The 19,184-nt window shown below is 66.7% G+C and carries 17 protein-coding genes and 1 pseudogene; 12 read left to right on the top strand and 6 right to left on the bottom strand.

Annotated elements, in window-relative coordinates; translation table 11 throughout:
- Positions 1-8 precede the first annotated feature (8 nt).
- From WFK98_RS24125 to WFK98_RS24150, 6 genes are all read left to right on the top strand, one after another.
- A complete protein-coding gene (locus WFK98_RS24125; RefSeq protein WP_266337221.1) occupies positions 9-1,298 on the top strand; it encodes an ABC transporter substrate-binding protein in 1,290 nt (429 codons plus the stop codon).
- 154 nt (positions 1,299-1,452) lie between these two features.
- Positions 1,453-2,334: an ABC transporter permease gene (locus WFK98_RS24130; protein ID WP_266337220.1), complete on the top strand. Its 882-nt coding sequence runs from the start codon at positions 1,453-1,455 to the stop codon at positions 2,332-2,334.
- 2 nt (positions 2,335-2,336) lie between these two features.
- Complete coding sequence (locus WFK98_RS24135) at positions 2,337-3,296, top strand: ABC transporter permease (protein ID WP_266337219.1); 960 nt, start codon at positions 2,337-2,339, stop codon at positions 3,294-3,296.
- A 185-nt stretch (positions 3,297-3,481) separates the two neighbouring features.
- The gene (locus WFK98_RS24140) at positions 3,482-3,745 is read left to right on the top strand and encodes a hypothetical protein (protein ID WP_266337218.1); all 264 of its coding nucleotides are present in this window, start codon (positions 3,482-3,484) and stop codon (positions 3,743-3,745) included.
- 21 nt (positions 3,746-3,766) lie between these two features.
- Positions 3,767-4,075, top strand: coding sequence for a DUF883 family protein (locus WFK98_RS24145; RefSeq protein WP_266337217.1), 309 nt, complete (start codon positions 3,767-3,769; stop codon positions 4,073-4,075).
- Positions 4,072-4,413: a hypothetical protein gene (locus tag WFK98_RS24150; protein ID WP_266337216.1), complete on the top strand. Its 342-nt coding sequence runs from the start codon at positions 4,072-4,074 to the stop codon at positions 4,411-4,413. The genes WFK98_RS24145 and WFK98_RS24150 overlap by 4 nt, the downstream gene beginning before the upstream one ends.
- A 78-nt stretch (positions 4,414-4,491) precedes the next feature.
- Here WFK98_RS24150 and WFK98_RS24155 read toward each other — a convergent pair whose 3' ends face one another.
- Both WFK98_RS24155 and WFK98_RS24160 read right to left on the bottom strand, forming a co-directional pair.
- Positions 4,492-6,306 carry a sensor histidine kinase gene (locus WFK98_RS24155; RefSeq protein ID WP_336802070.1) on the bottom strand — a complete coding sequence of 605 codons (1,815 nt, stop codon included), beginning with the start codon at positions 6,304-6,306 and terminating at the stop codon, positions 4,492-4,494.
- Between the two features lie 216 nt (positions 6,307-6,522).
- Positions 6,523-7,327: pseudogene (locus tag WFK98_RS24160) on the bottom strand (response regulator).
- 190 nt (positions 7,328-7,517) lie between these two features.
- Here WFK98_RS24160 and WFK98_RS24165 point away from each other — a divergent pair.
- The gene (locus tag WFK98_RS24165; protein WP_266337213.1) at positions 7,518-7,763 is read left to right on the top strand and encodes a NepR family anti-sigma factor; all 246 of its coding nucleotides are present in this window, start codon (positions 7,518-7,520) and stop codon (positions 7,761-7,763) included.
- Between the two features lie 94 nt (positions 7,764-7,857).
- Positions 7,858-8,403, top strand: coding sequence for a sigma-70 family RNA polymerase sigma factor (locus WFK98_RS24170; protein ID WP_336802071.1), 546 nt, complete (start codon positions 7,858-7,860; stop codon positions 8,401-8,403).
- Between the two features lie 85 nt (positions 8,404-8,488).
- Here the strand turns inward: WFK98_RS24170 and WFK98_RS24175 are convergent, their stop codons facing one another.
- Both WFK98_RS24175 and ribB read right to left on the bottom strand, forming a co-directional pair.
- The gene (locus WFK98_RS24175) at positions 8,489-8,653 is read right to left on the bottom strand and encodes a DUF1328 domain-containing protein (protein WP_266337211.1); all 165 of its coding nucleotides are present in this window, start codon (positions 8,651-8,653) and stop codon (positions 8,489-8,491) included.
- A gap of 132 nt (positions 8,654-8,785) precedes the next feature.
- Positions 8,786-9,889: a 3,4-dihydroxy-2-butanone-4-phosphate synthase gene (ribB, locus tag WFK98_RS24180; RefSeq protein WP_266337210.1), complete on the bottom strand. Its 1,104-nt coding sequence runs from the start codon at positions 9,887-9,889 to the stop codon at positions 8,786-8,788.
- A gap of 165 nt (positions 9,890-10,054) precedes the next feature.
- Between ribB and WFK98_RS24185 the strand changes: the two genes are divergently transcribed.
- The gene (locus tag WFK98_RS24185; RefSeq protein WP_266337209.1) at positions 10,055-10,804 is read left to right on the top strand and encodes an SDR family NAD(P)-dependent oxidoreductase; all 750 of its coding nucleotides are present in this window, start codon (positions 10,055-10,057) and stop codon (positions 10,802-10,804) included.
- A 223-nt stretch (positions 10,805-11,027) separates the two neighbouring features.
- On the opposite strand, the gene eno is transcribed toward WFK98_RS24185, so the two are convergent.
- Complete coding sequence (gene eno, locus WFK98_RS24190) at positions 11,028-12,320, bottom strand: phosphopyruvate hydratase (protein WP_336802072.1); 1,293 nt, start codon at positions 12,318-12,320, stop codon at positions 11,028-11,030.
- Entirely contained in the window at positions 12,317-13,321 is a 1,005-nt protein-coding gene (locus WFK98_RS24195) for a phosphotransferase family protein (protein ID WP_336802073.1), read from the bottom strand. The genes eno and WFK98_RS24195 overlap by 4 nt, the downstream gene beginning before the upstream one ends.
- Before the next feature lie 336 nt (positions 13,322-13,657).
- Here WFK98_RS24195 and WFK98_RS24200 point away from each other — a divergent pair, with 336 nt between their 5' ends.
- The 3 genes from WFK98_RS24200 (at position 13,658) to WFK98_RS24210 (ending at position 19,015) form a co-directional block, all read left to right on the top strand.
- Positions 13,658-14,287 carry a TetR/AcrR family transcriptional regulator gene (locus tag WFK98_RS24200; RefSeq protein ID WP_336802074.1) on the top strand — a complete coding sequence of 210 codons (630 nt, stop codon included), beginning with the start codon at positions 13,658-13,660 and terminating at the stop codon, positions 14,285-14,287.
- 73 nt (positions 14,288-14,360) lie between these two features.
- A complete protein-coding gene (locus WFK98_RS24205; protein ID WP_266337205.1) occupies positions 14,361-15,611 on the top strand; it encodes an efflux RND transporter periplasmic adaptor subunit in 1,251 nt (416 codons plus the stop codon).
- Complete coding sequence (locus WFK98_RS24210; protein ID WP_336802075.1) at positions 15,608-19,015, top strand: efflux RND transporter permease subunit; 3,408 nt, start codon at positions 15,608-15,610, stop codon at positions 19,013-19,015. The genes WFK98_RS24205 and WFK98_RS24210 overlap by 4 nt, the downstream gene beginning before the upstream one ends.
- The last annotated feature ends 169 nt before the right edge of the window (positions 19,016-19,184 follow it).

The raw sequence follows: 19,184 nt of genomic DNA on the forward strand, positions 1-19,184 counted from the left end.
ACAATGACGTGAACGACAAGACCAAGGGCATCAAGGGCGGCATTTCCCGCCGCACGCTGCTGAAGGGCTCCGCCATCACCGCGGGCTTCCTCGGCACCACCGCCGTGACCGGCTTCCCGGCCGTCCACGCCGACGAGCCGATCAAGCTGCGCTACCTGTCGACCGCCACCAACCAGTCGCCGGCCATCGCCGCCAAGGCCAAGGAAGTCACCGGCATCGACATCGAATACGTCACCGTCACCACCGATGACGTCACCAAGCGCATCATCACCCAGCCGGATTCGTTCGACCTCGTCGACACCGAATACTTCTCGCTCCGCAACCTGATCCCGTCTGGCAACTTCCAGGCGATCGACGCCAAGAAGGTGAAGCTCGTCGACAAGCTGGCGACGGCGATCACCAAGGGCGAGATCGACGGCAAGAAGATCGGCGACCAGGGCACGGCGCCGCACAAGGTGATGTATCTCGAGAAGCAGCGCGGCAAGGAGTTCGCCAAGGGCCAGACCGAGTGGATCACCCTGATCCCGACCACCTACAACGCGGACACGCTCGGCATCCGTCCCGACCTGATCAAGCGCCCGATCGAAAGCTGGGCCGAGCTGCTCAACCCCGAATTCAAGGGCAAGACCTCGATCCTCAACATCCCGTCGATCGGCATCATGGACGCCGCGATGGTCAACGAAGCCCTCGGCACCGTGAAGTACGGCGACAAGGGCAACATGACCAAGGAAGAGATCGACAAGACGATCGCCACCCTGATCGAGGCCAAGAAGGCCGGCCAGTTCCGAGCCTTCTGGTCGGACTTCAACGAGAGCGTCAACCTGATGGCCTCGGGCGAGACGGTCATCCAGTCGATGTGGTCGCCGGCTGTCACCGCCGTCCGCCTGAAGGGCATCCCCTGCACCTTCCAGCCGCTCAAGGAGGGCTATCGCGCCTGGGCATCGGGCTTCGGCCTGCCGAAGACGCTGAAGGGCAAGAAGCTCGACGCCGCCTACGAGTTCATCAACTGGTTCCTCGACGGCTGGGCCGGCGCCTACCTGAACCGGCAGGGCTACTACGCCGCCGTGCTCGAAACCGCCCAGAAGAGCATGGAGCCCTACGAGTGGGCGTTCTGGATGGAAGGCAAGCCGGCCGAGAAGGACATCCTCGGCCCGGATGGCGGCCTGCTCGAAAAGGCCGGTTCGGTCCGTGACGGCGGTTCCTACAACACCCGCATGGGCGCCGTGGCCTGCTGGAACTCGATCATGGATGAGAACGCCTACATGATCCAGAAGTGGAACGAGTTCATCGCCGCCTGATCGGCCATGACATCGCCTGCGGGTGGGTACGCCAACCCCCGCCCGCAGGCGAGACCGCGCCGGACCGGGACCGCGCCATCCCGCCCGTGACGCCCCGGAGGCGAGCCGCTTCCCCCCTTGTCGCCCTCTTCCATCGAAACGGAGCCTGCCCGACATGCTGGAAATGAAATCGCGCTGGGCCCCCTACTGGCAGGCGGCGCCGCTCGCGATCGTATTCCTGATCTTCTTCGTGCTGCCGCTCCTGGTCACGCTCGCCGTCAGCTTCTGGACCTATACGGGCTATTCGATCGAACCGGCCTTCGTCGGCGACAACTACGCCACGGCCTTTGACAAGTGCCTCGCCTCGCTGCCCGACCTCTGCACCACCTTCCGCACCTATCTGTCGACGCTGAAATTCTGCCTGACGGTCTGGCTGATCACGCTCGTGCTCGGCTTCACGATCGCCTATTTCCTCGTCTTCGAGATCAAGTCGAACAATGTCCGCCTGATCCTGGCGCTGGTCACGACGATCCCGTTCTGGACCTCGAACGTCATCCGCATGATCTCGTGGATCCCGCTGCTCGGGCGCAACGGCGTCGTCAACCAGACGCTGATGTCGATCGGCATCACCTCCGAACCGCTCGACTGGCTGCTCTATTCCGATTTTTCCGTCGTGCTGGCGCTCGTCCACCTGAACACTGTGTTCATGATCGTGCCGATTCTGAACTCGATGTCGCGCATCGACAAATCGCTGGTCGAGGCCGCCTATGACACCGGCGCCTCGGGCTGGCAGACGCTCTGGAACGTCATCATCCCGCTGTCGAAGACCGGCATCGCCATCGGCTCGATCTTCGTCATCACCGTGGTGATGGGCGACTTCATCTCGATCGGCCTGATGGGCGGCCAGCAGATCGCTTCTGCCGGCAAGGTGATCGAAAGCCAGATCAACGCGCTGCAATTCCCCATCGCCGCCGCCAACGCCGTCGTCCTGCTGGCCATCGTGCTGATGATCATCTGGACGCTGCTGCGCTTCGTCGACATTCGCAAGGAGCTCTGAGCATGACGGAAGGACGCTCCCGCGCATTCTACGTGCTGTCGGCGGTTTTCGCCCTCTACGTGCTGTTCCTCTATGGCCCGACCCTCACCATCCTGGTGCTGTCCTTCCAGGGCCCGAACGGCGGCATGACCTTCCCGATGAACGGGCTCTCGCTGCACTGGTTCCACAATCTGTGGGCCGGCATCGGCGTGCCCAACGTCGTCGACGCGCTGATCAACTCGCTGAAGCTCGGCCTGGTGGTGACGCTGGTCACCGTGGTCATCTCGGTGATGGCGGGCTACGCCTTCCGCCGCAAGTTCAAGGGCGCTGACCTGCTGTTCTTCACGGCGATCGCCAGCCTGATCCTGCCCTCGATCGTCGTCTCGCTCGGCATCGCGCTCGAATTCCAGCTGTTCAACCAGGGCATCAAGAGTTTTGGCGACTTCCTGGTCGACAACTATGCCGATCTCGACAACGCGACGATGTGGACGAACTTCCTCGGCAATACCGGCATCCTGATCCAGGACAATTTCCAGACGCTGATGGGGCTGTTCACCTCCGGCATCGGCGCCCACCTGACCTGGACGCTGCCCTTCGGCCTCCTCATCATGTTCGCCGTCTTCAACCGCTTCAACCCTGCCTATGAGGAGGCGGCGCGCGATCTCGGCGCCTCGTCCTGGCAGACCTTCCGCCATGTCGTGCTACCGATGATCGCCCCCTCGCTCGTCGGCGTGGCGCTGTTCGGCTTCACGCTCTCCTGGGATGAGATCGCCCGCTCCTCGCAGACGGTCGGCGCCGTCAACACGCTGCCGCTGACGCTGCGCGGCCTCACCACCACGGTCACCACGCCCGTCATCTATGCGCTGGGCACGGTGACGACGGCGGTCTCCTTCGCGGTGATCGCGATGGCGATCCTCGGCATGCTGATCGTCCAGCATCGCCGCAGGCGCCATGGCTCCGACGCCGGCAAGGGCACCACCTGACCGACAAGCGGCCTTCCCGGCCAGCGATCGACATCCCGCCGCGTCCGGACCCTCCGGGCGCGGCGGTTGCATTTTGGCCACGGCGCACGGCAACTCGCGGAGGCGGCCGCGATGCCCTTGGAACCCCTGCCGATTTGGCCCGTTCTCACCAAGGGTCGCCTGGTGTGAACCGAGGATGAAGGCAGATGACAGCCAATCAGGGATATGCCGGTTTCGGACGGCCCGGGGACATCGTCAACGACAAGGTCCTCACCCGAAGCGAGAAGGCGGAAACACTGCTGCACTGGCAAAGGTCGGCAACGCTTCTGGCAAGGCTCGCGCCTGAAGAAGAGCGCGCGGCTTATCAAAAGCTAACCATGGAACTGGCAATTGCGCTGGCCCGTATCGACAACGCAGCATCCACGCCGCATATACTTCCCGATAGATCTCTCAAGTCTTCGCAAGCTTGAGCAACGCACAGGAGTGCCAACATGGTGACCAAGAGCACGGACGGTTCCGACATCGCGGACCAGGTCAAGGCCATCCAGGCCGAATTGGCGTCACTCACGGAGACGATCCGCAAGTTCGGCTCGGAACATGCGAGCGCAGGCGCCGATGCGCTGCACAACGCCGCCGGTCGGGCGAGCGAGACGTTCCGCGCCTCGGCCGAGGAAGCGCGCCGCCGCGGCTACCAGGCTGCCGAGGACATCGAAGGCCACATCACCAAGAATCCCGTCCCGGCCGTGCTGATCGCCGCCGGCATCGGCCTGTTCATCGGCGCGCTGATAGGCCGGCGATGAGCGGCCTGTTCCAGGCCCTGACCAGCGTGGCGGCCGCCGCCGCCACGCAGACCACCGTCCGCACCCTGAAGCGGGTCGGGCTGCTCGCGGTCGCCGGCGTGTTCCTGATCGTCGGCGTCTGCTTCGGCGTCGCCGCCGGCTACCAGGCGCTCGCACTCAGCTATGGCTCGCTGGTGGCGAAGCTCGTCGTCGGCGGGGCGTTCCTCGTCATCGGCCTGATCCTGCTGCTCGTCGCCAATTGGCGCAGCGGCCGGCGCCAGCAGCAGGAAGTCGGCACAACCAGCGTGGCCCTCGCCTTCGCCATGGGCCTGCTCGGCGGGCTGTCGCGGAAGCGCTAGCGTCGGCCGCCAGCGAAAAACGAGAATGCCGGAGGCCCTTCAGGGCCTCTTTTGCTGTCCGCTCCCTCCACGCGCCCCTCAATCGAGGGCATGGCTCAGGGGAATGTCGATCTCGCAGACCAGCCCGCCGGGCATGAAGTTCAAGGTCACGGTGCCGTCCAGCGCCTGGCCGACGCCGCGCTCCAGAAGCGTGATGCCGAAGCCGGTGCGCTCCGGCAGCTGCACCGGGGGACCATTGGTCTCCGCCCAATGCAGATGCAGGCGGTCGCCGTCGCGGATGCCCCAGTTCAAAGCGATCTGCCCGCCCGGCACCGAAAGCGCGCCATACTTCGCGGCATTCGTCGTGAGCTCGTGCAGGGCGAGGCCGATATTCTGCGCCGCATCCGGCCGCAGACTCAGCGTCGGCCCTTCGATCCGCAACTGATCCGAGCCGGGATCGATCGCCTGGCCGAGCTGCGCGTTGACGAGGTCCCTCAGGATGGCACCATGCCATTCGCGCGCCACCAGCAGGTCGTGCGAAGCGGCCATCGCCTGCAAGCGGGCGGAGAAGCGGGAGACAAAGGTCTGCAGATCGTCCGAGCGGGCGGCGGTCTGCCGCGCCATCGCCTGGATGACGGCGAGCAAATTCTTCGACCGGTGCGTGAGCTCGCGCATGACAAGTCGCAGATGCTCCTCCTGCCGATGCGACTCGGTCACGTCGACGGCCACGCCGGCCAGGCCCTGGACGGCGCGGTCGGCCCCGAGGATCGGTTCGAGCCGCAACTGGAAGAAGCGCCTGTCGCCATCGAGCGTCATGACGATCTCGCCATGCTGCGCCTCGCCCGAAGCGATGGCGGCCTTCTTCATGATGACGATCGGCAGCCGGGTCTCGTCCTGCCAGAATTCCTCGTCCGTGCGGCCGAGCATCTCGTCGCCGCTGAGGCCGGCGGCCGGGTTGTAGACCCAGTTGTAGCGGAGTTCGCGATCATGGCTGAACACCATGATCGGGGAACCGCGCAGCGCCATGTCGAAGCGGGCATTGGCCTGGGCGAGGCCCGAGGTCAGCGCCGAAAGCCGCGTCTCGTAGTCATGGCGCTCGGTCAGGTCGACGACCGCCGAAGTCAGGCCGACGATCTCGCCGGCGCTGTCGCGCAGGGGCTCGATCGACAGGCGCAGATATTGCGACGCGCCGTCCGCAGCCTTGACGACGACGTTCATCGACGTGCCCTTACCGTTCGCGACGACGTTGCGCTTCGCCTCGGTCACCGCGGGCGCGACATCGGTCGGAAACAGGTCGGCGTCCGTCTTGCCGACGACCTCCTCGGCGGTCAGGCCGCGCCGAGGATCATAGGCCCAGGTGAAGATGAGGTTGGTATCCTGGCTGAAGACGGCGATGTCCGAGCCGGTCAGCGCTGCTTCGAAGCGCTGCTTGGCCGCCGTCAGTTCGCGGGTTCGGACCCTGACCTTTTCCTCGAGATCGCTTCGGATATCGGTCAGCTCCCGCATCGTGTCGATATGGGCGTCGATCTCGGATTTCAGGTGCCGGTTGTTGCGCTCCAGCAGCCGCGGCGACGGCAGGGCCAGCAATTCGGGCAGGACGAAGCGGATAAGGAAGACTGCCACCACCGCGCTCAGCGCCGCGACAGCCTCGATCAACCGTGCATAGCTGGAGGGCTGCATGATCTGCATCGCGGCCATCGCGAAGGAGACCGCGATGCCGAGCAGCAGCAGGACGAGCGCCAGCGCCACCCGCCGATAGACGGCGGGAAGATCGCGCCGCTGCCACAGGAAGGACAGCGCCGCCACCGCGATCGCGAAGGTACTGACGGAGACGACCAGCCGCGGCAGCGCGCGCAGCAAGTCATCGCCCATCACGTCCGCCCCCTGCGAAAGGACGTTGAGCAGCCAATCCATCGGATGGTCCTTCTGCGCTACGAAACCAAGGCGGCAAGCCGGCCGGCGTGGGAATCCCGCAATCGGCCGGAAGGAGGAGATCGACGGGGGACCGCAAGGCAATCCAGGCCGGTGAAAGCGATGCCGAAAGAGCGCCGGCAACGGGCGGCCGCAACAGCCGCGACGCGACAGCGCCGCATCGCCTGGCCGATCGCCGCGCGGCGCTTCCGGATCCGCCTAGGCCGCCATCGACGCCGTCGAGTTGAAGAACAGGGCCTGGCTGATAGCCGCCTTCACCGTGCGCGGGTCGAACGGCTTGGTAAGCAGGAAGGTGGGCTCCGGCCGCTCGCCGGTGAGCAGGCGCTGCGGGAAGGCGGTGATGAAGATCACCGGCAGCGTGAAGCTCGCCAGGATGTCCTTGACCGCGTCGATGCCCGACGAGCCGTCCGCCAGATGAATATCGGCAAGGACCAGACCGGGCTTCTCGCGGATGGCCGCCTCGACGGCATCGGCACGGGTCCGCGCCACAGCGGCGACCTCGTGGCCGAGTTCCTGCACGATGCCGGTCAGGTCCATCGCGATCAGCGGCTCATCCTCGATGACGAGAACGCGCGTGCGTGTCTGGCGGTCGATCTCTGCCAGCGCCTCGGTCAGAAGGGGCTGGATGCGCTCGCCCGGAATGCCCATGACGGCAGCCGTATCGGCATCGGAGAACCCCCTCCATGGCAGTCAGGAGCAGGGCCTGCCGGCTTTCCGGCGTCATGGCCGCGAGACGCTGCTGCGCCGTCGCTTCCTGCCGGCTCAATCCGTCGATTGTCGCGTCGGCGCCAAGCTGAGTGCCGGACCAGATCGCGTGGAACAGGCGATAGAGGGCAATCTTGGGATGGACGCTGCGATCGATGACGGCTGGCGAATTGACGATCGCATGCAGGCAGGCGCGGACATAGGCGTCGCCGCTGGTTTGGCCGCCGGTCAACGCACGCGCATAACGCCGCAGAAACGGCAGATGCGGCGCAAGTGCCTGCGAAAGACTCTCGGGCATGAATTCCCCTCCGTAGTGATCACTCTTTGATGCAGAACGCGGCGCGGGCCGATCGGTTCCCGATTCAGGACAAGTTTCGTGACGACTTTTCCGGCAACCATTTTTTAGGTGTCAAATTCATAGGAATCATTCTCGAGGTACGGCATTTCCATCCCGACAAAGACGCGCCGCGATCGTTACGGAGCGCAGCTTGGGCACAGCCAGGACAAGAAACGTGGAAAATAACGACAGCAATGCGAAAAGCGCCGAGTTTCGCTCGCCACTTCCCGCTCCCAACAGCCAGGAAGAAAAAGAGGACTGGATCGGGCGGCAATTGCGCCGTGTCTTCGACAATGCGCTGAACGAGCCTCTGCCGGACGACATCATGTCCCTTCTGAACCGGATCGACGACGAACCGGCCCCGGACGACCAGAAATCCCCGAAGGGCGGCGCCTGAGCCCCAGGCCCGCGATTCCCGAACGCGTGAGCCCGAAGCCCGCGACCGCCCTATATGGGAACTGCCCAAGGCAGTGATTGCCACGGAGTCAGACATGAAGAATGAACTGGTCGACGCCCTGCCCATGCTGCGCGCCTTCGCCCGCTCTCTGAGCGGCAATCGCGACCGCGCCGATGACCTCGTGCAGGAAACCGTCATGCGCGCGCTGGCCAACAAGGACAAGTTCCAGGCCGGCACCAATCTGCACGCCTGGCTGGTGACCATCCTGCGCAACCAGTATTACTCGGAAGGCCGCAAGCGCCGGCGCGAGGTCGAGGACTCGGAGGGGGCGCATGCGGCCCGCCTCGCCGACATCGGTGGCCAGCACGGCCATCTCGAGCTCGACGACTTCCTGCGCGCCATGCAGCTTCTCCCCGACGAGCAGCGCGAGGCGCTTGTGCTGATCGGCGCGAGCGGCTTTTCCTACGAGGAAGCTGCCGACATCTGCGAAGTGAAGGTCGGTACGGTGAAGAGCCGCGTCTCGCGCGCCCGCGTCCGCCTGGAAGAGATCATGAGCGGCGGCGTGCCCCTGCCCCCCGCCGAAACGGCGAAACGCTCGGCCGACGAGATCCAGCAGGCGATGGCGCTGCGCACCGGCTGAGTTTTTCCGTGTATCGAGGCCCAACAAAAAAGCCCCGCGATCGCTCGATCGCGGGGCTTTTGCTTGTTCCGGTGCCGATCGGGCGTCAGGCCCTCCGCATCAAATGCATGACACCGGAGATCAGGAAAAGAACGATCGCGACGACGAAGATGATCTTCGCGATGCCGATCGCCGTGCCGGCGATGCCGCCAAAGCCAAGAATGGCAGCCACAAGCGCTACGACGAGAAAGAAGATCGCCCAGCTCAGCATCAGGTCCTCCATGAATGTCTGCGGCATCGGGCCGCTCGAACATTCAATGCGGACAGAGCCCGCGAGTTCCCGTCTTCACGGATGGTCTGGCGACACCGTCAACGACATGCATCCCGGCGTCAGCGCCCCCGATTACTCGCCCGAAGGCTCGCGGCCGGTGATCGCGATACCGAAGCCCTGCAGGCCGACATATTGCCGTTCCTGCGACGACAGCAGGCGGATCGAGCGCACCTTCAGATCCCGGAGGATCTGCGCGCCGACGCCGATCTCGCGCCAGCGCTCCTTGCGCTGCCGCGCCGACATGTGACGCTCCTCGCCGTCGCCGGCGGCGGAACCATCCGGCCGCACGACGGCCGGGTCGCGGATCAGCACGAACACGCCGCGATCGGCGGCGCCGACCTTGCGGAGCGTCGTCTCGAGCCAGCCCTTCGAATCCGGCCCGCGCGAGATCAAATCGGAAATCGGGTTGGCGCGATGGATGCGGACCAGCACGTCCGGCTGCTCGGCGACGTCGCCGAAGACGATGGCGAGATGCTGCAGCGGATCGAACGGCGTCTCGTAGACGAAGGCCGTCGCCGTGCGGCCGCCGACCGGAACCTGGAAGCTGTCGACGACCTTGACGAAGTTCTCGGTGCGGGCGCGATAGGCGATCAGGTCCTCGATCGAGATGATCTTGAGGGCGTGCTCCTTGGCGAATTCCAGCAGTTCCGGCAGCCGCTTGACGGTGCCGTCGTCATTGACGACCTCGGCCAGCACGCCGGCGGGTTCCAGCCCGGCCAGGCGGGCGAGATCGGTCGCGGCCTCGGTGTGGCCGGAACGGATCAGCACGCCGCCCTCGCGCGAGATCAGCGGGAAGATATGGCCGGGACGCAGAAAGTCCGAGGCGGTGCAATTGTCGTTGGCGAGCGCCTGGATGGTGTTGGCGCGCTCCTCGGCCGAAATGCCCGTGGTGAGCCCGACCTTGTAGTCGACCGTCACGGTGAAGGCGGTGCGCATCGGATCGCGGTTGTTCGCAACCATCGGCGGCAGGTGCAGGGCCTCGGCGCGGTCGGCGCTGACGGGCACGCAGATGATGCCGCTGGTATGGCGGATCATGAACGCGACCTTGTCTGCGGTCGCCTTGGACGCGGCCATGATCAGATCGCCCTCGTTCTCGCGATCCGTGTCGTCGACGACGACGATCAGTTCGCCGGCAGCGATCGCGGCGACGGCTTCTTCAATCGTATTGAGGGCCATGAACCATGTCCGTATGCGGATAAGATCCTGTCCTTATAAGCAATCGTCCGCGGAGTGCTACTCAGGAAGCTGTTAAAACGGTTGTCTGATGACCGTATGGGCCTTACCAGTATCGCCACCGTAGGAGCGGCGTTGTTCGCGCGCGAACAGAGGAAGAGAAGACGAATGGCAGATATCAAGCGTTTTTCCGGTCGGGGAGCGATCGTTACCGGCGGTGCTTCGGGCATCGGGTTCAAGACCGCCGAGCGCATTGTCTCCGAGGGCGGAACAGTCTGTATCTGGGACGTGGACGCAGCCCGCATCGACGCCGCCAAGGCCGCGCTCGGACCGAACGCGCATGGTGTCCAGCTCGACATTTCCAAGGCGGACCAGGTCGAGGCCGCCGTGCAGACCGCTGAGGGCCATCTCGGCAAGATCGACATCCTGATCTGCTCGGCCGGCGTCGCCGGCAAGAACGCGCTCGTCGTCGACTATCCGATCGACGAATGGCAGCGTGTCTTCGACATCAACGTCCACGGCCTATTCTACTGCAACCGCTTCGTCGCTCCGCGCATGCAGAAGAACGGCTATGGCCGCATCGTCAACGTCGCCTCGATCGCCGGCAAGGAAGGCAACCCGACCGCGTCGGCGTATTCCGCGTCCAAGGCGGCCGTGATCGGCTTCACCAAGTCGCTCGGCAAGGAACTCGCCAAGGACAACATCACGGTCAACGCCATCACCCCGGCGACGATCGACACGCCGATCCTGCAGCAGGTCAGCCAGGCGCATATCGACTACATGCTGTCGAAGATCCCGATGGGCCGCTTCGGCAAGGTCGAGGAGGCCGCCGCCATCCTGACCTGGCTCGCCAGCGAGGAATGCTCGTTCACCACCGGCGCCGTGTTCGACCTTTCGGGCGGCCGCGCGACGTACTGATTAAAGCTTCTCTTCAAAGCGGGCCTCCGGCCGCATATGCGGCCGGAGGCCCTTTTTGTATGAACGCTGCCGCTATCCTTCACCTCTCCCTGAGGGAGAGGTCGGAGCGAAGCTCCGGGTGAGGAGCCTACGGCCTCTCCGGATGGTTCCCTACGCCCTCACCCGCCGGCCTGCGCCCCCCCACGGGAGAGGTGAAGGCGAGGCCCGATCGTGAGGGATCTGCTCACACCGCCTTACGCAGGCCAAGCGCCGCTTTGCCGGCATAGACCGCATCGGCGCCGAGTGCTTCCTCGACGCGCAGCATCTCGTTCCATTTCGCCATCCGCTCCGAGCGGGAGAACGAGCCGACCTTGAACTGGCCGGCATCCCAGCCGACGGCGAGATGCACGATGGTGACATCCTCGGTCTCGCCCGAGCGGGCCGAGACGATGGTGCCGAAGCCCGCCCTCTTACCAGCATCCAGCGCCGCCTTGGTCTCGGTGACGGTGCCCGCCTGGTTCGGCTTGACCAGCACGGCAGTCGCCGAGCCCCTCGCCGCCGCAGTGTCGACGCGGGCCGCGTTCGTCACCAGGAAGTCGTCGCCGATCACCTGGCAGCGGTCGCCATAGCGCTCGGTGAAGGCGAGGAAGCCGGCCTCGTCGTCCTCGGCGACGGGATCCTCGATCGACAGGATCGGATAGGCGTCGAGCCAGCGGCCGAGCAGGTCTATCATGCCGCCGGTATCGAGCTCGCTATCGTCGAGCGCCAGCTTGTAGCGGCCGTCGCGGCCAAACTCGGACGCGGCGATGTCGAGCGAGATTCCGACATCCGGACCGGGCGTGAAGCCGGCATCGGCGATCGCCCCTACCAGTTCGTCGAGCGCCTCTTCATTGGAGTTGAAGGCCGGCCAGAAGCCGCCCTCATCGGCGACTCCCTGCAGCTTGCCTGCCTTCTTCATCCGCAGGCCGGCGGCGCGATAGACCTCGGCGGTCCAGTCGAGCGCCTCGGCGAAGGAGGAAGCGCCGGGGCAGATGAGCATGAAATCCTGCACGTCGACGCGCCGCGCCGCATGCGCGCCGCCGCCAAAGATCTGGATCTCCGGCACCGGGATTCGGACCCTCCTGCCACCGGCGAGATAGCGCCAGAGCGGCTGGCCGGCACCGGCGGCGGCGGCATGCAACACCGCCATCGAGGTTGCGATCAGCGCGTTGCCGCCAAGGCGGCCCTTGTTGGGCGTGCCGTCGAGGGCGATCAGCGCGGCGTCGACGGCGGCCTGGTCGAAAGCGTCCCTGCCGGCAAGGGCGCGGGCGATCTCGCCCTGGACGGACGCGACGGCGCGGGTGACGTCATGACCGCCGAAACGGTCGCCGCCATCGCGGAGATCGACCGCCTCGCCGGTGCCGGTCGAAGCGCCGGCCGGCGCGATGGCGCGACCGATGGCGCCGGAGGCGAGCTGGACCTCGGCCTCGACCGTGGGCCGGCCGCGCGAATCCCAGACGCGGCGGCCGATGACCTTGCGAATCGTCGTGTCGTTCACTTCGTAAGTTCCTCTTCCCAGGCGTCGCGAATGGTGGCGAGCGTCGGCGGCGGGTTGGCGATCCGGGGACGGGCGACGCGGCGCACGCGATCCTTGTCGGCTTCCGTGGTGACGTATTCGGCCGGCGACTTGCCGTCGACGCGCGCCAGGAACAGGCCCGGCAGCAGGCGCGCGGCGCGCGCCTCGATCTGTTCCCGCGGCTCCCAGCCGACGGCGGCGAGATAGGCGCCAGCAAGCGCATCGAACGAGGCGAGATAGCCGGCGCGGCTGGCCGGAACCCAGAGGCATTTCAACAGCATGTGGTTCAGGCAGAAGGCGAGGTCGAAGGCCGGGTCACCATACCAGGCGCATTCGGCGTCGAGGAAGACCGGCCCGTTCGGACCGACCAGAATGTTCTTCGGGCTGACGTCGCCATGCACCAGCGCGATCTTGGTCGCGAGCGTGTCGCGCGACAGCGACATCAATTGCGGCGCGAGATCGGGATGCGCCTCGGCCGTCGCCTCGAGATAGGGCTCGAGCCGGATCGAATGGAAGATCGAATCGGTATCGAAGCGGGCGGCGATCTCCGGCGAATGCGCCGTCGCGCCATGGATGGCGGCGATGGCACGGCCGACGGCGGCGGCAAAGACCGGATCGACCCGCCCTGCCCGCAGTTCGGCCTTCCAGACCGGATGATCCTCCGGCTCCAGATAATCCATGGCGAAGGCGCCGACGGTGGCGTCATGCGCCAGCACATGCGGCACGGCATCCGGCACGATGCGGCCGGCCTCCAGCAGCCATTCCACCTCGTTGCCATTGCGCGATACCGGCGCCCGCCAGTCCCGCGCCACGCGAAGCTTCGCCAGCGCCCGCTTGATGGCGAAGCTGCGTCCCCGCGCCCGCACCTGCCAGATGTCGGACGCCACGCCGCCGGTGAGCGGCTCCACGACGATATCGGCCCCGTCCTCCACCAGACCGGCGCGCACCAGCCACGCCGCCAGTTCGCGGTCGATTGTCTCCACCCTTGCCTCCCCAGGCATCTCTCCCTCCCGCCCGGCCTTCGGCCGTGGCGGAGCATTCTGTCTAGGTGATTTCAGCGGAAAATGCATCGGACCGCCCGGAGCCGACCGCATCCGGCGGCCAAGAACAACAGCCAGGTGACAGCCTCAGATCGGACGCATTCGCCTGCTCTCTTCAGCCGGTGCGAGACCCACCGCCGCCGGCTGTGACGGAATTGCCGCAGAATCGCCGGCTCCCGGAAAAATCGAATAGGCACCGTTGCCCGCTCCTTGACTTAGGGGCAGACCAACCGCACTTGCTGCGAGCGAACATTCATTCGCAGTATTTTTCGGGTGCCCATGACCGTCCTCGCCCAACCGGACACGACCGCCTCCGCACCGCGCGAAGCCGCGCAGGATGCCCGCCGCGCGCAGATCCTCGACGCGGCGCGCACCTGTTTCGCGCGTTCCGGGTTTCGCGGCGCCTCGATGCAGGAGATCTGCCTCGAAGCGAAGATGAGCCCCGGCGGGCTCTATCGCTACTTCCCGTCCAAGGAAGCGATCATCGAGGCGATCGCCCAGGACGAACGTTGCGGGGCGGCGGAGATCGTCCAGGCCATGCGCGGCCCCGGCCCGCTTCTCGACCGGCTGATCGGCTGCGCCATGGGCTATTTCGGCTATATGCGAGATCCCGGCGCCTGCGAGCTGATGGCAGAGATCAGCGCCGAAAGCCTGCGCAATTCCGAGATCGGCAAACGCTTCGCGCAGATCGACGACAGCGTGCGCGACATCATGCGCGAAGTCTTCGAGGAGGCGATCGAGAAGGGCGAGATGCCGCCGATCGAGGATCTAGACGCCACGATCAGCATGCTGCAGGCGGCCGTGGACGGCATCGCCCTGCGCCAGATCAATGACCCAGACCTATCGCTCGCCCGGGTGGAGCCGCTGCTGCGGCGGCTCGTCGCCGGCGTTTTGGGAATGAAAGCCTGAGCGGCATGACGGCGGCGTGAGACCGCCCGTGCCAGCCTGACCAGAGGGGCCGCCAGAAGCGGCCGAACGAACCATGAAGCGCATGACCCGTCTCGCGGCCTCCGCCGCCTTCGTCGCCGCCATCGCCGCAGGCGCGCTCGCCTTGCCGGAATCGATGTTCTCGGCCTCGGCGAACGAACCGAAGCCCGCTGCGGAAGCCCCCAAGCCGCCGGCGATCACGGTCATCCCGGCCGCGCGTAAGGAGGTCGTCCAGACCGCCATCGTCGTCGGCTCGCTGGTGCCGCGCGAAGAGGTGCTGGTCGGCGTCGATCTCGACGGCTACCGGCTGACCGACCTTTCGGCCGAGGAAGGCGACCACGTCAAAGCGGGCCAGGTGCTGGCGCGGCTTTCGACCGACATGCTGGACGTCCAGCTCGCGCAGAACGCGTCGTCGCTCGCGCGCAACGACGCGGCGATCGCCCAGGCGAAGAGCCAGATCGCCGAGGCGACCGCCGTCGAGGCGCAGGCCAACGCCGCCTTCGATCGCGGCCAGTCGCTGAAGACCAAGGGCATCGTCGCCCAGGACGCGCTCGACCTCCGGGAATCGACCGCCAAGACAGCGGCCGCCCGCCGCGACGCCGCCGCCCAGGGCCTGGCGCTGGCCGAGGCCGACAAGGCGCTGACCGAGGCGCAGCGGCGCGAATTGCAGCTGCGCGTCGCCAAGACCGAGATCAAGGCGCCGACCGACGGCCTGGTGCTGTCGCGCTCGGCCCGCATCGGCGCCATCGTTTCCGGCGGCGGCGAGCCGCTGTTCCGCCTCGCCGAGGATGGCGCCATCGAGCTCGAAGCCCAGGTGCCGGAAGCCGAGCTGGCGCAGATCGCCGTCGGCCAGCCGGTCAAGGTCACCGTGCAGGGCGCGCCGGAAGGCATCCAGGGTTCCGTCCGCCTCGTGGCGCCACGCATCGACAATACCAGCCGCCTCGGCCGCCTGCGCGTCGCGCTGCCGGCCGACGTCAAGGTCAATGCCGGCGCCTTCGCGCGCGGCACGGTCGAGCTGGCCCGCCGCGAGGTCGTGGCGATCCCGGTGTCGGCCGTCGTCACCACGGCCGGCGAGGCCACGACGCAGGTCGTCGTCGACGGCAAGATCCAGACGCGGCCGATCAAGACCGGCATTTCCGGTCGCGGCCTGGTCGAGGTGGTCGACGGCGTCGTCGCCGGCGAGGCCGTCGTGCTGCGCGCCGGCACCTTCGTGCGCGACGGCGACGCCGTCACCCCGGTCGAGGCCCAGGACGAAACCAAGGGCGAGGCCAAGCACGAGACCCAGAGCGAGGGAGCGAAGGGATGAGCTGGAACTTCTCCGCCTGGGCGATCCGCAATCCGGTTCCGCCCATCCTTCTCTTCGTCGTACTCTGCGCCTTCGGCATCGTCTCCTTCATGGGGCTGCCGATCACGCGCTTCCCCAACATCGACGTGCCGCTGGTCTCCGTCACCGTCACCGACGCCGGCACGGCGCCGGCCGAGCTGGAGACGCAGGTCACCAAGAAGGTCGAGGACGCGGTCGCGTCCATAACCGGCGTCAAGCACGTCTCCTCGACCATCACCGACGGCCAGTCCACGACGGCGATCGAGTTCCGCCTCGAGGTCAATACCGACCGGGCGCTGAACGACGTGAAGGACGCGATCGCCAAGATCCGTGGCGACCTGCCCCGCACGGTCGACGAGCCGATCGTCCAGCGCATCGACGTCGAGAGCCAGTCGATCCTCACCTATGGCGCGCTGGCGCCCACCATGTCGCCGGAGCAGCTTTCCTGGTTCATCGACGACCAGGTCATCCGCGACCTGCAGGCGCTGAAGGGCGTCGGCCGCGTCGAGCGCATGGGCGGCGTCACCCGCGAGATCCAGATCCGCCTCGATCCGGACCGGCTGATGGCGCTCGGCGTCACGGCCGCCGACGTCAACCGCCAGCTCCAGATCACCAATGTCGATCTCGCCGGCGGCAAGGGCGAAGTCGGCAGCCAGGAACAGACCATCCGCACGCTCGCCGGCGCCAAGTCGATAGAGGATCTCGCCAATGCGCGGATCGTCATCTCCGGCGGCCGCGAGGTCCGGCTCGGCAATCTCGGCACCGTCGCGGACCATTGGGAAGAGCCGAAGTCTTTCGCCCGCCTGGACGGCAAGCCGGTCGTGGCGCTCGCCGTCTATCGCGCCAAGGGCGCCAGCGATGCCTCGGTCGCCGATGTCGTCGGCGCCAAGATCGCCGAGATCGGCAAGGCGCATCCCGACGTCACCTTCTCGATCATCGACAACACCGTCCACTACACCTACGGCAACTACGAAAGCGCGATGGATACCCTCTATGAGGGATCGATCCTCGCCATCCTCGTCGTGCTGCTGTTCCTGCGCGACTGGCGCGCGACGCTGGTCGCGGCGGTCGCCCTGCCGCTTTCGGCGATCCCGACCTTCTGGGCGCTGTCGATGCTGGGCTTCTCGCTCAACCTCGTCAGCCTTCTCGGCATCACGCTGGTGACGGGCATCCTCGTCGACGACGCCATCGTCGAGATCGAGAACATCGTCCGCCATACCCGCATGGGCAAGAAGCCCTATCGCGCGGCGCTGGAAGCGGCCGACGAGATCGGCCTCGCCGTCATCGCCATCTCGACGACGATCATGGCGATCTTCGCGCCGGTGTCGTTCATGGGTGGCATCGCCGGCCAGTACTTCAAGCAGTTCGGCCTGACGGTGGCGATTGCGGTGTTCTTCTCGCTGCTCGTCGCCCGCCTGATCACGCCGATGATGGCCGCCTATTTCATGCGCGCGCCCTATGTTGGCGACGGTTCGGACGGCCAGCCCGTCTATGGCGGCTTCCTGAACGATCTCGGCCGCCGGCTGCGCGCGGTCATCCCCGTCGCCGTGGTCGTCGGCCTCGGCGCGCTCGTGCTGCAGATCTCCGGCGAGGCGCTCGTCGGCGTGCCGCTACTCGGCACCCTGTCCGAACGGATCGCCGCCACCGGCTGGACCAAGATCGCGCTCGGCGCGCTCGCCTTCGCCGCCGGCTTCGCCCTGCTGCGCGCCTGGCTCGGCCAGCCGCATCCGGCCGAGGAGCATGACGGGCTGGTGATGCGGATGTATACGGCGCTACTGCGCGGCACGCTTGCCCGCGGCATGCGCTGGGTGACGCTCGCGATCGGCATCGCCACCTTCGCCGTGTCGATCTGGGCCACCGGCCTGCTGCCGTCCGAGTTCATCCCGGAGGGCGACGAAGGCCGGCTGATGGTCTCGGTCGAGCTGCCGCCGGGCACCGGGCTCGACGAGACCACCGTCACCACCGACAGGATCGCCGCCGCGCTCGGGCAGTTGCCCCAGATCCGCAGCGTCTTCGTCATGGGCGGCACCTCGCCGACCGGCACGCTGGAGACCCGCCGCGCCGCCGTCATCGTCGAACTGGTGCCGAAGGCGGAACGCACCATCAGCCAGAAGGACATGAAGCCGGTGATCGCTTCCGTCCTTTCCGGCATCCCCGACATCCGCTTCTACGTCGTCAACGAACGCGGCGACCGCGAAACGACGATCGCCGTCACCGGCCCGAACGGCGACGCCGTCGCGACCGCCTCGAGCGATCTCGAGGCGGCGATGAAGGCCGATCCGATGTTCCTGAACCCGGTCGCGCTCTCCTCCTTCGCGCGTCCGGAAATCCGCATCGTGCCGAAGCTCGACGAAGCCTCGGCGCTCGGCATCGCGCCCGACCGGATCTCGGAGACGATCCGCGTCGCCACCACGGGCGATGCCGACGCCAACCTCGCCAAGTTCACGGTCGACGGCCGCCAGGTCCCGATCCGGGTGGAGCTCGACCGCGTCGCCCGCTCCGATCTGTCTGTGCTGTCGGCGCTGCGCGTGCCGCTGCCCGCCGGCGGCTCGGTGCCGCTCGCGACCGTCGCCGATGTCGGCTTCGGCCAGGGCCCGGCGACGATCGAGCGCTACGACCGCGAACGTCTGGTCAAGGTCGGCACCGACATGGCGCACGGCTTCACCTCGGGCCAGGGCACGGAGCGGATCAAGACGATGGACGTCGTCAAGAACTTCCCCGATGGCGTCCACCTGCAGGAGACCGGCGATGCCGAGGCGCAGGCCGAGGTATTCTCCGCCTTCGGCGTCGCCATGGGCTCCGGCATCCTGCTGGTCTTCGTCGTGCTGATCATCCTGTTCAACAGCGTGTTCCAGCCGCTGACCATCCTCGCCTCGCTGCCGCTGTCGATCGGCGGCGTGGTGGCGGCGCTGCTGCTCACCAACAACGCCTTCTCGATGCCGGTCATCATCGGCATGCTGATGCTGATGGGCATCGTCACCAAGAATGCGATCATGCTGGTCGATTTCGCGGTCGAGCAGGTCAAGCACGGCATGAGCCGCAAGGAGGCGATCATCGACGCCGGCCGCAAGCGCGCCCGGCCGATCGTGATGACGACCATCGCCATGGGCGCTGGCATGATGCCGGCGGCGCTGGCGCTCGGCGAGGGCGGCGAATTCCGCGCGCCGATGGCAATCGCGGTGATGGGCGGACTGTTCCTGTCGACGATCCTGTCGCTCGTCTTCATCCCGTCCGTCTACACGATCATGGACGACCTCTCGCATCTCGTCGGCCGCCTGTTCCACAAGGCGTTCGCGCCGAACGAGACCGACGAGCCGACCGACGGCCACGAGCCGTCGAACACCACGCCGGCGCTGCACAAGGAATTGCGGATCGCCGCCGAATAGGCTCCCGGGTCAGGAAGCCCCCACCGCCTAGCCCCTCCCGCACGCGTGGGAGGGGCTTTTTTTCAGCGGCGCGGCAGCCGGACGAGCCGGCGGACCGGATCGCGCTGCCCGCGACGATCGCCGGCCGCCTCCCCTCGCCGCTTGCAGGAGAGGGTTCGGCGCGGGCCTT

The organism is Kaistia sp. MMO-174 (genome assembly GCF_037147815.1).
Lineage (GTDB): Bacteria > Pseudomonadota > Alphaproteobacteria > Rhizobiales > Kaistiaceae > Kaistia > Kaistia nematophila.

What these genes read in the sequence shown, in the direction of transcription:
- WFK98_RS24130 (WP_266337220.1), top strand. Translation starts at nt 1,453, where the DNA reads ATGCTGGAAATGAAATCGCGCTGGGCCCCCTACTGGCAGGCGGCGCCG.
- WFK98_RS24135 (WP_266337219.1), top strand. Translation starts at nt 2,337, where the DNA reads ATGACGGAAGGACGCTCCCGCGCATTCTACGTGCTGTCGGCGGTTTTC.
- WFK98_RS24140 (WP_266337218.1), top strand. Translation starts at nt 3,482, where the DNA reads ATGACAGCCAATCAGGGATATGCCGGTTTCGGACGGCCCGGGGACATC.
- WFK98_RS24145 (WP_266337217.1), top strand. Translation starts at nt 3,767, where the DNA reads ATGGTGACCAAGAGCACGGACGGTTCCGACATCGCGGACCAGGTCAAG.
- WFK98_RS24150 (WP_266337216.1), top strand. Translation starts at nt 4,072, where the DNA reads ATGAGCGGCCTGTTCCAGGCCCTGACCAGCGTGGCGGCCGCCGCCGCC.
- WFK98_RS24155 (WP_336802070.1), bottom strand. Translation starts at nt 6,306, where the DNA reads ATGGATTGGCTGCTCAACGTCCTTTCGCAGGGGGCGGACGTGATGGGC.
- WFK98_RS24170 (WP_336802071.1), top strand. Translation starts at nt 7,858, where the DNA reads ATGAAGAATGAACTGGTCGACGCCCTGCCCATGCTGCGCGCCTTCGCC.
- WFK98_RS24175 (WP_266337211.1), bottom strand. Translation starts at nt 8,653, where the DNA reads ATGCTGAGCTGGGCGATCTTCTTTCTCGTCGTAGCGCTTGTGGCTGCC.
- ribB (WP_266337210.1), bottom strand. Translation starts at nt 9,889, where the DNA reads ATGGCCCTCAATACGATTGAAGAAGCCGTCGCCGCGATCGCTGCCGGC.
- WFK98_RS24185 (WP_266337209.1), top strand. Translation starts at nt 10,055, where the DNA reads ATGGCAGATATCAAGCGTTTTTCCGGTCGGGGAGCGATCGTTACCGGC.
- WFK98_RS24200 (WP_336802074.1), top strand. Translation starts at nt 13,658, where the DNA reads ATGACCGTCCTCGCCCAACCGGACACGACCGCCTCCGCACCGCGCGAA.
- WFK98_RS24205 (WP_266337205.1), top strand. Translation starts at nt 14,361, where the DNA reads ATGAAGCGCATGACCCGTCTCGCGGCCTCCGCCGCCTTCGTCGCCGCC.
- WFK98_RS24210 (WP_336802075.1), top strand. Translation starts at nt 15,608, where the DNA reads ATGAGCTGGAACTTCTCCGCCTGGGCGATCCGCAATCCGGTTCCGCCC.